This is a genomic window from Streptosporangium sp. H16, from assembly GCF_051918855.1.
Lineage (GTDB): Bacteria > Actinomycetota > Actinomycetes > Streptosporangiales > Streptosporangiaceae > Streptosporangium.
In genome coordinates this window covers 338,732-350,884 of sequence record NZ_JBPXMD010000005.1, presented here as the reverse complement: position 1 = coordinate 350,884, position 12,153 = coordinate 338,732, and the positions used below count along the sequence as shown (strand labels likewise).

Sequence of the window (12,153 nt, the reverse complement as noted above, 5' to 3'; positions counted from 1 at the left end):
AAGGAGACCCCGTAGCGCATGAACGCCGCGTTGCTGCTCCTGGCCGACTCCCGGCTGCCCGCCGGGGGTCACGGCCACTCCGGGGGCGCCGAGGAGGCGGTCAGGATCGGCGCGATCCACGACCTTCCCGGCCTCGCCGCCTTCCTGCGGGGCCGCCTGGCCACCGCGGGCCTGGTGACGGCCGCCCTCGCCGCCGCGGCCTGCGAGCTCGGCGCGGCCCACCTCTCCGCGAGCCTCCCTCCCCCGGCGGACGGCCCACCAGCGGAGGTCCCCGCGCGGACGAACGGCATCGCCCCCGCTCCCACTCCCGCGCACGGCCCCGCTCCCGCGAACGGCTCGTCCCCTCATCCGGAGACGGGCCGTTCCGGGTGGGTACGGCTGGACGCGGAAGCCGATGCCAGGATCTCCTCTCCCGCCCAGCGGGAGGCGAGCCGCACGCAGGGCAGGCTGCTGCTGCGTACCTCGCGGAGGATCTGGCCCTCCCCCGTGCTCGACACCCTGGCCGGGGCCGTGTCCCAGGGCGTCCACCACCCGCTCGCGCTCGGCGCGGTGGCGGCCGTGGCGGGGTGTTCCCCCGCCGAGGCCGCCCTCGCGGCGGCCTACACCTCCGTCACCGGACCCGCCACGGCGGCGGTGCGGTTGCTGGGCCTCGACCCGGTCGCCGTCCACCGCCTGCTCGCCGATCTCGCCCCGGCCCTGGAACGGGTCGCGGCCACCGTCCCCACCGGGGAGGCCCCGCGGTCGCGGGAATCCCAGGATTCCCGGAATTCCCGGGAATCCTGGGAATCCTGGGAGTCACTGCCCGCGCACGCCGCCCCCGCGCTCGACCTGCTCGCCGAACAGCACATCCGCGCAGATCTGAGGCTCTTCGTCTCCTGACGACCACCTGGAAGGACGGTGACCCCCCATGGGCGCCAACCACGACGACCACCATCACGCCGCCGACCCTCACGGACGAGCACTGCGCCTGGGCATCGGAGGGCCCGTCGGCAGCGGCAAGACCGCGCTGACCGCGGCCCTATGCCGGACGCTCGGCCCCTCGATGCGCCTGGGCGTGGTGACCAACGACATCTACACCACCGAGGACGCCGACTTCCTGCGCAGGGCGGGCGTGCTCGACCCGGAGCGGATCGTCGCCGTGCAGACCGGGTGCTGCCCGCACACCGCCATCCGCGACGACATCGCGGCCAACCTCGACGCGGTGGAGACCCTGGAGGAGCGGTTCGGCCCGCTCGACCTGGTGATCGTGGAGAGCGGCGGGGACAATCTCACCGCGACCTTCAGCAGGGGCCTGGCCGACCGGCAGATCTTCGTGCTGGACGTGTCGGGCGGCGACAAGGTCCCGCGCAAGGGCGGCCCGGGCGTGACGACGGCCGACCTGCTCGTGGTCAACAAGACCGACCTGGCCCCGATGGTCGGCGCGGACCTCACGGTCATGTCGCGCGACGCGGCGGCCGTGCGGGAGGGCAGGCCCGTGCTGTTCACCTCGATCAGGGAGGATCCGAGCGCGCACGCGGTCTCCGAATGGGTCACCGGCCTGGTCGCGTCCTGGGCCCACGAGCACTCCAACGCCTGACCCCATGCCCGTCACCGACTCCGCCCCGGCTCCCGCCCCCGGCCGCGGCCGCGCGCCCGCACCCGTCCACGACGACGTCCCCGCGTCCGCACGATCCGTACGGCCGGAGCCGGGGCCGGCCGGGCGGCGGTCGATGAGGGCGCGGGCGGCGATCGTCACCCGCCGGGACTCCGGCGGCCGGACCGTCCTCGCCACGATGCGTTCTGGCCCGCCGGTCACGGTGCGGGCGACCGCGCCGGACCGGGTGCACCTGGTGTCCACCGCGGCGGGCCCGCTGGGCGGCGACGACCTGGCCCTCGACATCGAGGTGGCGCCGGGAACCTCCCTGGAGGTGCGGTCGGTCGCGAGCACGCTGGTGCTGCCCGGCTCCGCGGGGGCCGAGTCGGTGATGACGATCACGGCCAGGGTCGGCGCGGGCGCCTCGCTGCGGTTCGCGCCGGAGCCGACGGTGCTCGCGGCGGGCTGCCTGCATCGCACGGTCGTCCGGCTGGACCTGGCGGAGGACGCGCGGGTGCTCTGGCGCGAGGAGATCGTCTTCGGCCGGTACGGCGAGCGGCCGGGACGCTGCCACTCGCGCTTCGACGCCGTCCTCGGCGGGGTGCCGCTGCTCCGCCAGGAGTTCGTGGTGGGCGACCCGGAGATCGACGGCAGCTCCGCCGTCTACGGCGACGCCCGCTGCGTGGGCAGCACCCTGATCACCGGGCGGGCGCCGGAGACGGTGGTCGGGGACGGCTGGGCCGTCCTCCCCCTGGCCGGCCCCGGCACCCTGGTCTCCGCGCTCGGCCGGGACGCCGTCGAACTACGGCGGCGGCTCCGGCACGGTGAGGAGGCGACCGCCCTTGACGGGGCGGGGCCGGACTCCCGGTCGTGAAACCGCCCTTGAGGGGGCGGCCGGGCCGGCAGCCTAGACGTCAGTCCGTCGGTGGGTCAGACCCGCCGCAGCGTCAGCATGAACATCATCACCGTCAGTCGTAGAAGCCCAGGCGGCGGAGTTGCTTGGGGTCGCGCTGCCAGTCCTTGGCGACGCTGATGCGCAGGTCGAGGTAGACGCGGGTGCCGAGGAGCGCCTCGATCTGCTGGCGGGCGCGGCTGCCGACGTCCTTGAGCCGGGAGCCCTTGTGCCCGATCACGATGGCCTTCTGGGACGGGCGCTCGACGAACATGTGCGCGTAGATGTCAAGGAGGTCGTCGCGGCCCTCTCTCGGCATCATCTCGTCGACGACGACCGCGATCGAGTGCGGCAGCTCGTCGCGCACGCCCTCCAGGGCCGCCTCGCGGATCAGCTCGCCCACCAGCACCTGCTCGGGCTCGTCGGTGAGCTGCCCCCCCTCGTACAGCGGCGGGCTCTCCGGGAGTCGCTGGACCAGCACGTCGGCCAGCACGTCGAGCTGCTCGCCCGACTGCGCGGAGACCGGGACGATGTCGTCGAAGTCGGCGAGCTGGGAGATCGCGAGCAGCTGCGCGGCGATCTGCTCGCGGGTCGCCAGGTCGCACTTGGTCACCACGGCGACCACCGGGGTCTTCTTGATGCCCGCGAGCTTCTCCGCGATGAACCGGTCGCCCTTGCCGATGGGCTCGTTGGCGGGCACGCAGAAGCCGATCACGTCGACCTCGGTGAGGGTGGAGAGCACCAGGCTGTCCAGCCGCTCGCCCAGGAGCGTGCGCGGCCGGTGCAGGCCCGGCGTGTCGACGATGACGAGCTGGGAGTCGGGGCGGTGCACGATGCCACGGATGGCCCGGCGGGTCGTCTGGGGCTTGGAAGAGGTGATCGCCACCTTCGTGCCGACCAACGCGTTCATCAGCGTGGACTTGCCGACGTTGGGCCGACCGACGAAGCAGGCGAAACCGGCATGGAAATCAGCAGCTGAGGAACTCACGTCAACCATTGTCGCCGATCCCGGACTCAGCTCTGACGCGGTGTCCCGTCGGGACCGGCCACGAGCACGGTCTCGCCGCCCAGATCGCGGACCGCCGAAGTGTCGGCGTCGGAGGGACCGTCACCCGCCGTGACCAGCGCGGCGGCCTCCAGCGACTCCGCTCCGCTGGACACGGCCATCGCCACGGCGACCTGGAGCGCCGACAAGGTCAGAGACGGCAGTGCCACATTGGTCGCCGAGTAGGTCCGGCCGGTCTCGTCCCGCACGGCTGCCCCCTCGGCGGCACCGTTGCGGGCACGGGCGGAACGGGCCAGCACGATGATCTTCTTGTCCTCGGGATCGAGGGTCGTGTCACTCACGGCACAAGGGTATTCAGCTCCCGGCCCCCGCGGCGACCCGGCCTCGCCCAGGCGGAGATCCCCTTCGAGCAACGGCACCCCGGCGGCCTCCCCCAGGCGGTGCTCACCCGAACGGGGCTCACCCGAACGGTGACCTCCCAGAGGGTGACCCCTTCGCCGGACGGTGGCCTCTCACAGCCCGGACGGTGACCTCTCACGCGCCGGCCTCGCCGACCAGCAGGCGGGCGAGCTGCCCGGTACGCGCGGCGTCGACGTCCCTGACCCCGGCGTGCACCAGCGAGATCAGGGTGTGGCCGCTGAGGGCGAACACCAGGTGGATCTCGTACGGGTATCCGTTCAGCCTGCCGTGCAGCCGCCTGGCCTGCACCCCGTCACCGACCGGGCCCAGGTCCAGATCGGAGACCCTGAAGGCGGTGCCGCGCCCGGCGACGGGGGCCCGCGCGACCGGGCAGCCGCCCAGCGCCTCGGCGAGCTCGCCGAAGTGGAGCGCCGCGTCGTCACCGCCGTAGGAGGCGAGGCCGAACCCGGCCAGTTCCCCGACCCCGTCGCCCTGATAGGTCACGGCGGCCCGCGCTCCCAGCGCCCGCGTCGGCGGCCTGCCTCCGGCGGCGTCGAGGACGAGCCGGCAGTCCTCGTCGACGGCCCGGAAGGGGGCGCGCCAGCCGTTGCGCGGGCGGGCCGAGAACCCGTCCGGCAGGTCCCGTGCCTCGCCGAGCACCCTCCGCAGCCGGTTCAGCTCCGCGGCACGGTCCGTGGCGCCGTCGGGCCCCGCCTCACCGCCACACCCGACCGAAATACTTGACAAAAGCCCACATAACACCGCAAAAACGACAAACCTCGCTCCCCGTGCCATGAGCATTCCCCCGATGTCATGGGCGAGGCGTCCCGTCCCCACCGACTCGCTTTCTTCCCCGTCGGCAAAAGCGGCAATCATTCAATAAACGCCCAAGGGTGCCCTCAACCGCATTTCACGGTCGAGAACACCCTTGAGCGAGTGACGCAGAACAGCCTCGGAGCCCTGCGTGACTCTGTCTCCCCCTGAAGCCGATCCCACGCACCGCGAACCCCTCCGGGCGCCGGGACCTTCTCCACCGGCCCCCGCGCGACCGGGTGCCGTGAGAGGAGCATCGCGCGCCCCGCTTGCAGGAGGCTTGCGGGCGGCTTGGGAACGGATCGGCCCACCGGATCCGCCCACCGGGATCGGCCGCCCTGGATCCACCCGTCCCGGGCGCTCCCCGGGCCACCACGGCGGCCCGGGAGCCCTCACTGGTCGGCGGAGGCCGAGACCGAGTCGGGCTCGGCGGGAACGGCCCTGGTGACGAGGACCGTACCGATCCGGTTGCGGCGACCGGCGAGGCTCTCGGCCGTCAGGCTGAGCCCCTCGACCACCGCCTGGGAACCGGCGATCGGCACCCGGCCCAGCGCGTGCGCCAGCAGCCCGCCGACGGTCTCGACATCGTCGACCTCCAGCTCGATGCCGAACAGGTCCTCCAGGTCGCCGACCGGGAGCCTGGCGGTCACCCGGACCGCGCCGTCCTCCAGCGGCTCCACCCTGGGCGCCTCCTGGTCGTACTCGTCGGCGATCTCACCGACGATCTCCTCCAGGATGTCCTCGATGGTGACCAGGCCGGCCGTGCCGCCGTACTCGTCGATGACGATGGCCTGGTGTATCTGGCGGGCCTGCATCTCGCGGAGCAGCTGGTCGATCGGCTTGCTCTCCGGCACGTAGGTGGCCGGGCGCATGAGGGACTCCACCGGCTCGGCGCGCCCCTCCTCACCGATGTCCTGCACCCGGCGCGCGATGTCCTTGAGGTAGGCGATGCCGATGACGTCGTCCTCGTTCTCACCGACCACCGGGATCCGCGAGAAACCGCTGCGCAGGGCGAGCGACAGGGCCTGGTTCAGCGTCTTGCCGCGCTCGATGAACACCATGTCGGTGCGGGGCACCATGACCTCGCGGACCAGGGTGTCACCGAGCTCGAAGACCGAGTGGATCATCTCCCGCTCGTCGGGCTCGATGACCCTGCGCTCCTCGGCCAGGTCGACCAGGTCGCGCAGCTCGGCCTCGGAGGTGAAGGGCCCCTCGCGGAAGCCCTTGCCGGGCGTTACCGCGTTGCCGAGCAGGATGAGCAGCTTGGGCAGGGGCCCGAAGATCCGGGTCAGGCCGTAGACCAGGGGTGCGCTGGCGAGCGCGATCGGCTCCGCGTGCTGGCGGCCCAGCGTGCGCGGAGAGACCCCGACGATCACGTAGCTGACGACGATCATGACGGCCGCCGCGGCGGTGTAGGCCCAGCCCTGGTCACCGAGCCAGTCGATGAACAGCAGCGTGGCGATCACCGTGGCGACCAGCTCGCAGCTCAGCCGGAGCAGGAGCAGCAGGTTCAGGTAGCGCGGCGGGTCGGCGACGATGGCCTGCAGGCGCTCCGCGCCCCGGCGGCCGTCGCGGACGAACTCCTCCGCGCGGACCCTTGAGATGCGGGTCAGGGCCGTCTCCGCGCTGGCGATCAACCCGCCGACCACGACGAGGACGACGGCCGAGAACAACCACCCGTTGGCGAAGTTCACCGCTGGGGGCGCACCTCCCGCCACGACTCCAGAAGCTCGCCCTGCAGGCCGAACATCTCCTTGTGCTCCTCGGGCTCGGCGTGGTCGTAGCCGAGCAGGTGGAGGATGCCGTGCGTGCACAGCAGCTCCAGCTCGGCCTCGGTGCCGTGCCCGGCCTCGGCCCCCTGCTTGGCGGCCACCTGCGGGCAGAGCACCACGTCGCCGAGGAGCGCCGGGTCGGTGGGCGCGTCGCCCTCCTGCCTGGCACCCGCGCCGGGACCGGGGCGCAGCTCGTCCATCGGGAAGGCGAGCACGTCCGTGGGACCCGGCTCACCCATCCACTGCTCGTGCAGCACCGACATGGCCTCTTCGTCGACGACCAGGATCGACAGCTCGGCGAGCGGGTTGATGCCCATCCGCTCCAGCACGTGCCCCGCCAGCGAGACGATGAGCCCCTCGTCGATCTCGACGCCGGACTCGTTGTTGACCTCGACGCTCATCGGCCGTTCCCCGCTCCCCGCCCGCCGCGCGACCGGTTCGTGCCACACGACCCGATCCGCTTTTCGCGCCGGAGCCGCTCCGCGCTCATCGCTCGCCCACCGCTTCTCGACCGGCCGCCGGCCCGTCCACTCTCATGATCTCCCCCGGGGGCGCTGCTTGACCACGCCCTTGATCTGCTCCACCGCGCTGCTCTGGCGCTGCGTCTCGTCGTAGCGCCCGTATGCGTCCACGATGTCTCCCACCAGCTTATGCCGCACCACGTCGGCACTGGTCAGGCGACTGAAGTGGATGTCGGAGATGCCCTCGAGGATGTCCTGGACGACCCTGAGGCCGCTCTGGGTGCCGTTCGGCAGGTCGACCTGGGTGACGTCACCGGTGACGACGATCTTCGAGTTGAAGCCCAGCCGCGTCAGGAACATCTTCATCTGCTCCGGCGAGGTGTTCTGCGCCTCGTCCAGGATGATGTAGGCGTCGTTGAGCGTACGGCCGCGCATGTAGGCCAGGGGGGCGACCTCGATCGTGCCCGCGGCCATCAGCCTGGGGATCGAGTCGGGGTCGAGCATGTCGTGCAGCGCGTCGTAGAGCGGGCGCAGGTAGGGGTCGATCTTCTCGTAGAGCGTGCCGGGCAGGAATCCCAGCCGCTCGCCCGCCTCTACCGCGGGGCGGGTGAGGATGATCCTGTTGACCTTCTTCTCCTGGAGGGCCTTCACCGCCTTCGCCATGGCGAGATAGGTCTTGCCCGTGCCGGCCGGTCCGATGCCGAAGACGATGGTGAACTTGTCGATCGCGTCGACGTAACGCTTCTGGTTCACGGTCTTCGGGCGGATGGTCCGGCCCCGCGAGGAGATGATGTCCAGGGAGAGGACCTCGGCGGGCCGGTCGGAGGTCATCCGCAGCATGGCGATGCTGCGCTCGACCGCGTCGGCCGTGAGCTGCGCGCCCCCGCGGACGAGCTCGGACATCTCCTCGAAGAGCCGCACCACGGTGCTGCTCTCCTCGGGGCTGCCGGTGACGGTGATCTCGTTGCCCCGGACGTGGATGTCGGCGCGGAAGGCGCCCTCGATGACGCGCAACAGCTCGTCGCGCGAGCCCAGCAGGCTGACCATCGACTGATCGTCCGGAATAACCACCTTCGCCTGGGTCCGGCTGGCACCCCGGGACCGCGGCGGCGTTCTGCTGGAATCGTTTGTCTCGGACATGAGCGGGCCTTACGGCCTGTTCGCCTCCAGATATAGGCGCGGAACTTCAACGCCATGCTAGCCGCGATCGCCAGGATCGCGCCTACCGGTTTTCAGCCGGGCGGCCACTGCAGGCCGCGCCCGCCGAGCACGTGTCCGTGCACGTGGAAGACGGTCTGGCCGGCACCGGGCCCGGTGTTGAACACCAGCCGGTAGCCCGACTCGGCGACCCCCTCGCGCAGGGCGACCTCGTGCGCGACCTTGATCACCTCGTCGGCCAGGCCGTGGTCGGCGGCGGCCAGGGCGGCCGCGTCCCGGTAGTGACCCTTGGGGATCACCAGCACGTGGGTCGGCGCCTGGGGATTGACGTCGCGGAAGGCCAGCGCGCGATCGGTCTCGTAGACGATCTCCGCGGGAATCTCCTTGGCCACGATCCTGCAGAACAGGCAGTCGGCTTCGCTCACCATGACAGGCACCATACCGCCGAGGACGTTGCGAATCGGTGATGGTTCCCGTCAGCAAACAAAGATCCGCCCGGATAAGGTGGGTGTGCAAAACTTCAACCACGACAGCCCTTTGCGCGCAGCAATATATGGCCGCCTGGCGAGGACACGACTGGGTCATGCCCCCTAATGAACCGGAAGAGCGTAAACCCTCTGGGAAGGCCAAGCGTCCCACTGATGTGACCACCGAGACCCTCGTGGCCGACAGGTCGCTCGGGGCGGTGCCCGTCGGATGGGATGCCGACATGGCCGTTACCGCGCTCTACAGCGCGCACTATCGGTCTCTTGTCCGTCTCGCCGTCTTACTCGTCCGCGACATGGCAACCGCGGAGGAGGTCGTGCAGGACGCGTTCGTCGCCATCCATGGCGCCTGGCGCCGACTGCGCGACACCGACAAGGCACTGGCCTACCTGCGACAGTCGGTCGTCAACCGATCACGTTCGGTGCTTCGGCATCGGGCGGTCGTCGAGAAGTACGCGCCCAAGGGCATGCCCGACGCGCCGAGCGCCGAGAACGGGGCGATCGGCGAGTTCGAGCGTTCCGCCGTCATCGAGGCGCTCCGCGGGCTGCCCGCACGCCAGCGGGAGGCCCTGGTGCTGCGCTACTACGGAGACCTGTCCGAGGCGCAGATCGCCCATGCGATGGGCATCAGCAAAGGCGCGGTCAAGAGCCACACGGCTCGCGGCATGGCCGCCCTACGAACCTCACTGGAGCAACTGTCATGACCGACTCCCCGGATGAGTACGGCGAGCTGCTTCGCCGCGCGCTCAGCGCGGAGGCGAACTCGGTCGTTCCCTCCCCGGACGGGCTGGAGGTGATCCGCGGACGCATCGAGCGACGCGGGATCCGCCGGCTGGTGTGGTGGCGCGCCGGAGCCTCCGTCGCGGGCGCGGTCCTCGTCGCGGCGACCGTCGTCATGGTGGTTCCCCAGTTCCGCGAGGAGGTGGGCCGCCAGGTGAGGGTCGAGTGGATCAAGTTCGCCGAGTCGACCCCTCCCGTCGACGGGTCCGCCACCTCACGCCCCCCGGCGCCCTCCTCGCAGCCGCCGTCCGACCCCGCCCCGCTTCCGGCCGCCAGCAGGCCGAACCCCGGCGCCACCGTGCTCTCGCCGAGGCCCGCACCGTCCAGGAGCGCGGCGCCCAGCACGCGGCCCACCTCCAGGCCCAACCCGGCGACGACGGCTCCCAGGCCCACGCCGACACCGACGCCCACCTGCCCCACCCCCCTCGACAGCCCAACCGTCGAGCCCAGCGGGGTCTTCAGGAGGTGCGAGGAGATCGAGGCGACACCGACGCCGACGAAGACGAGGCCGGCTCCCTCGGAGAGCCCGTGCTCGCCCGACGAGTGCGCGCCGTCGGGCGACGCCTCGCCCCCCATGCCGACGGAGGCGAGCACCCCGGTTCCGATCCCCACCCAGAGTTAGCGCGGTGACCGGTCACGGCGAACCCTGACCGGTTCTCTCCTCGTCACCCGCTCGCGGGGGCGGGTTCCCGGGGGCCTCACGGACACCTCCCGGTGGCCTCACGCTTCCCGGGGCCTCATGACACGGATTCGCCGGGACCGGCGACCGCCGAGGGGCGACCGGCCGCGCACCGGCGGGATGTCACCAGCGGCCGCTGCGCGTCTGAAGCACCGCCGCCGCGACGACCCCGGCGGTCGAGGTGCGCAGCACCGTCGGCCCGAGCAGCGCCGGCACCGCCTTGGCATCACGGAACGCGGCGATCTCCTCGCCCGAGACCCCGCCCTCGGGGCCGACCACCACGACGATGTCGCCACCGGCGGGGAGGGGCAGGCCGGACAGCGGGGCGGCGGCCTCCTCGTGCAGCACCACTCCCAGCGCCGCCGCCGACAGCAGGCCTGCGACCTTCGCGGTGGACGCGAGCTCCGTCACCTCCGGCAGGTGGAAACGGCGCGACTGCTTGCCCGCCTCGCGTGCCGTGGACCGCCAGCGGGCCAGCGCCTTGGCCGCCCGCTCGCCCTTCCACTGGGTGACACACCTGGCCGCGGCCCAGGGAACGATCACGTCGACCCCCGCCTCGGTCATCATCTCCACGGCCAGCTCGCCCCGGTCGCCCTTGGGCAGGCCCTGGACCACGACCAGGCGCGGTGACGGCACGGGCACGTCGTGGCGGCGCAGCACCTCGACCCGGAGCGAGTCCCTGCCCGCCTCGGTCACCACGCACTCGGCGACGGAGCCCGCCCCGTCGGTCAGGTCGAGCCGCTCCCCCGCCCGCAGCCGCCGTACGGCCGCCGCGTGGCGCCCCTCGGGACCGCCGAAGACGAACGCCGGCCTGACCAGGTCGGCGGGGTCGGCCAGGAAGACCGGGACGGTCATGGGCCGTCGGAGCCGGAGGAGCCGGGGCGCCACACCCCGGAGCCGAGCCGGCGCGGGTGACACGCCCCTGAGACGGCCGGGGCGGGACGCCCCGGCCGCACGCGGGCCAGGCCGCGACGCGACCGGGCTCGGGCCGGGTCAGCGGCCATTGAAGGCGTCCCTCAGGCGGGAGAAGAAGCTCTGCTGCCCTGGGGCGAACTTGCCCGGCGGGCGCTCCTCGCCGCGGAGCCTGGCGAGCTCCTTCAGCAGCTCCTCCTGCTCGGCGTCGAGGCGGGAGGGGGTCTCCACGTTCACGTGGATCAGCAGATCTCCGCGGCCCGTCTCGTTCAGGCGCTGCACGCCCCGCCCGTAGAGCGGGATCGTCTGCCCCGACTGCGTGCCGGGACGGATGTCGAGCTCCTCGGCGCCGTCGAGCGTCTCCATGGTCAGGATGGTGCCGAGCGCGGCCGCGGTCATCGGGATCTGCACGGTGCAGTGCAGGTCGTCGCCGCGCCTCTCGAAGATCTCGTGGGGACGCTCGACGATCTCCAGGAACAGGTCGCCGGGCGGGCCTCCCCCCGGGCCGATCTCGCCCTCGCCGGCGAGCTGGATGTGGGTGCCGTCCTCGACCCCGGCCGGGATGCGGACCTTGATGGTCCGCCGGGTGCGGACCCGGCCGTCGCCGGAGCACTCCTGGCAGGGGTTGCGGATGATCGACCCGAAGCCGCCGCACTGGGGGCAGGGGCGGGAGGTCATGACCTGGCCGAGGAAGGACCGGGTGACCTGGGACACCTCACCCCGGCCGTGACACATGTCACAGGTGTCGGGGTGGGTGCCGGCCGCCGCGCCGGAGCCCGTGCAGACCTCGCAGACCACGGCGGTGTCGACGACCAGCTCGCGGGTCGTGCCGAAGCCCGACTCGCGCAGGTCGAGCTCGACCCGGATGGTGGCGTTGCGCCCGCGCCGGGCACGGGAGCGGGGACCCCGGCCACCGCCGCCACCGGCCGCGCCGAAGAAGGCGTCCATGATGTCGCTGAACGGGAAGCCGGCACCGAAGCCCCCGGCCCCCGCGCCGCCCGAGGCGAACGGGTCGGCACCCATGTCGTACATCTGCCGCTTGCTGGAGTCGGACAGGACCTCGTAGGCCTGCGTGATCTCCTTGAAGCGTTCCTGGGTCTCGGGGTCGGGGTTGACGTCGGGATGCAGCTCGCGCGCCAGGCGTCGGTACGCCTTCTTGATCTCTTCCGCACTGGCGTCGCGGCGCACCCCGAGGGTGCCGTAGTAGTCGCTCTTAGCCACTT

The 12,153-nt window shown here is 72.1% G+C and carries 14 protein-coding genes; 5 read left to right on the top strand and 9 right to left on the bottom strand.

Going from position 1 to position 12,153, the window contains the following annotated elements:
- Positions 1-18 precede the first annotated feature (18 nt).
- The 3 genes from ACTOQ2_RS11540 to ACTOQ2_RS11530 are packed head-to-tail and all read left to right on the top strand — an operon-like array spanning position 19 to position 2,447.
- Positions 19-879, top strand: a complete 861-nt coding sequence (locus ACTOQ2_RS11540) for an urease accessory protein UreF (RefSeq protein ID WP_440099633.1) — start codon at positions 19-21, stop codon at positions 877-879.
- Positions 880-907: 28 nt separating this feature from the next.
- Complete coding sequence (ureG, locus tag ACTOQ2_RS11535) at positions 908-1,576, top strand: urease accessory protein UreG (protein WP_440099632.1); 669 nt, start codon at positions 908-910, stop codon at positions 1,574-1,576.
- A 4-nt stretch (positions 1,577-1,580) separates the two neighbouring features.
- The gene (locus tag ACTOQ2_RS11530) at positions 1,581-2,447 is read left to right on the top strand and encodes an urease accessory protein UreD (protein ID WP_440099631.1); all 867 of its coding nucleotides are present in this window, start codon (positions 1,581-1,583) and stop codon (positions 2,445-2,447) included.
- Positions 2,448-2,541: 94 nt separating this feature from the next.
- Here the strand turns inward: ACTOQ2_RS11530 and era are convergent, their stop codons facing one another.
- The 7 genes from era to ACTOQ2_RS11495 form a co-directional block, all read right to left on the bottom strand.
- The gene (gene era, locus ACTOQ2_RS11525) at positions 2,542-3,462 is read right to left on the bottom strand and encodes a GTPase Era (RefSeq protein WP_440083127.1); all 921 of its coding nucleotides are present in this window, start codon (positions 3,460-3,462) and stop codon (positions 2,542-2,544) included.
- 17 nt (positions 3,463-3,479) lie between these two features.
- Entirely contained in the window at positions 3,480-3,812 is a 333-nt protein-coding gene (locus ACTOQ2_RS11520) for a cytidine deaminase (protein ID WP_440099630.1), read from the bottom strand.
- 193 nt (positions 3,813-4,005) lie between these two features.
- Positions 4,006-4,617: a hypothetical protein gene (locus ACTOQ2_RS11515; protein WP_440099629.1), complete on the bottom strand. Its 612-nt coding sequence runs from the start codon at positions 4,615-4,617 to the stop codon at positions 4,006-4,008.
- Between the two features lie 458 nt (positions 4,618-5,075).
- Positions 5,076-6,377, bottom strand: a complete 1,302-nt coding sequence (locus tag ACTOQ2_RS11510; RefSeq protein WP_440099628.1) for a hemolysin family protein — start codon at positions 6,375-6,377, stop codon at positions 5,076-5,078.
- Entirely contained in the window at positions 6,374-6,856 is a 483-nt protein-coding gene (gene ybeY / locus ACTOQ2_RS11505; RefSeq protein ID WP_344742683.1) for an rRNA maturation RNase YbeY, read from the bottom strand. The genes ACTOQ2_RS11510 and ybeY overlap by 4 nt, the downstream gene beginning before the upstream one ends.
- Before the next feature lie 132 nt (positions 6,857-6,988).
- Positions 6,989-8,056 (bottom strand): PhoH family protein, encoded by a 1,068-nt coding sequence (locus ACTOQ2_RS11500; protein ID WP_344742684.1) that lies wholly within the window; start codon positions 8,054-8,056, stop codon positions 6,989-6,991.
- A gap of 92 nt (positions 8,057-8,148) precedes the next feature.
- The gene (locus ACTOQ2_RS11495) at positions 8,149-8,499 is read right to left on the bottom strand and encodes a histidine triad nucleotide-binding protein (RefSeq protein ID WP_440099681.1); all 351 of its coding nucleotides are present in this window, start codon (positions 8,497-8,499) and stop codon (positions 8,149-8,151) included.
- A gap of 284 nt (positions 8,500-8,783) precedes the next feature.
- Here ACTOQ2_RS11495 and ACTOQ2_RS11490 point away from each other — a divergent pair, with 284 nt between their 5' ends.
- Together ACTOQ2_RS11490 and ACTOQ2_RS11485 are read left to right on the top strand one after the other, a co-directional pair.
- A complete protein-coding gene (locus ACTOQ2_RS11490; protein ID WP_043655278.1) occupies positions 8,784-9,263 on the top strand; it encodes a SigE family RNA polymerase sigma factor in 480 nt (159 codons plus the stop codon).
- Entirely contained in the window at positions 9,260-9,961 is a 702-nt protein-coding gene (locus tag ACTOQ2_RS11485; protein WP_440099627.1) for a hypothetical protein, read from the top strand. Before ACTOQ2_RS11490 ends, ACTOQ2_RS11485 begins: the two co-directional genes overlap by 4 nt.
- A gap of 180 nt (positions 9,962-10,141) precedes the next feature.
- On the opposite strand, the gene ACTOQ2_RS11480 is transcribed toward ACTOQ2_RS11485, so the two are convergent.
- Together ACTOQ2_RS11480 and dnaJ are read right to left on the bottom strand one after the other, a co-directional pair.
- The gene (locus ACTOQ2_RS11480; protein ID WP_440099626.1) at positions 10,142-10,873 is read right to left on the bottom strand and encodes a 16S rRNA (uracil(1498)-N(3))-methyltransferase; all 732 of its coding nucleotides are present in this window, start codon (positions 10,871-10,873) and stop codon (positions 10,142-10,144) included.
- A 138-nt stretch (positions 10,874-11,011) separates the two neighbouring features.
- Positions 11,012-12,151: a molecular chaperone DnaJ gene (gene dnaJ, locus ACTOQ2_RS11475; protein ID WP_440099625.1), complete on the bottom strand. Its 1,140-nt coding sequence runs from the start codon at positions 12,149-12,151 to the stop codon at positions 11,012-11,014.
- Positions 12,152-12,153 lie beyond the last annotated feature (2 nt).

Excerpts from the sequence above, each read along its gene's own strand:
- ACTOQ2_RS11540 (WP_440099633.1), top strand. The coding sequence starts at position 19 with ATGAACGCCGCGTTGCTGCTCCTGGCCGACTCCCGGCTGCCCGCCGGG.
- ureG (WP_440099632.1), top strand. The coding sequence starts at position 908 with ATGGGCGCCAACCACGACGACCACCATCACGCCGCCGACCCTCACGGA.
- ACTOQ2_RS11530 (WP_440099631.1), top strand. The coding sequence starts at position 1,581 with ATGCCCGTCACCGACTCCGCCCCGGCTCCCGCCCCCGGCCGCGGCCGC.
- era (WP_440083127.1), bottom strand. The coding sequence starts at position 3,462 with ATGGTTGACGTGAGTTCCTCAGCTGCTGATTTCCATGCCGGTTTCGCC.
- ybeY (WP_344742683.1), bottom strand. The coding sequence starts at position 6,856 with ATGAGCGTCGAGGTCAACAACGAGTCCGGCGTCGAGATCGACGAGGGG.
- ACTOQ2_RS11500 (WP_344742684.1), bottom strand. The coding sequence starts at position 8,056 with ATGTCCGAGACAAACGATTCCAGCAGAACGCCGCCGCGGTCCCGGGGT.
- ACTOQ2_RS11490 (WP_043655278.1), top strand. The coding sequence starts at position 8,784 with ATGGCCGTTACCGCGCTCTACAGCGCGCACTATCGGTCTCTTGTCCGT.
- ACTOQ2_RS11485 (WP_440099627.1), top strand. The coding sequence starts at position 9,260 with ATGACCGACTCCCCGGATGAGTACGGCGAGCTGCTTCGCCGCGCGCTC.
- ACTOQ2_RS11480 (WP_440099626.1), bottom strand. The coding sequence starts at position 10,873 with ATGACCGTCCCGGTCTTCCTGGCCGACCCCGCCGACCTGGTCAGGCCG.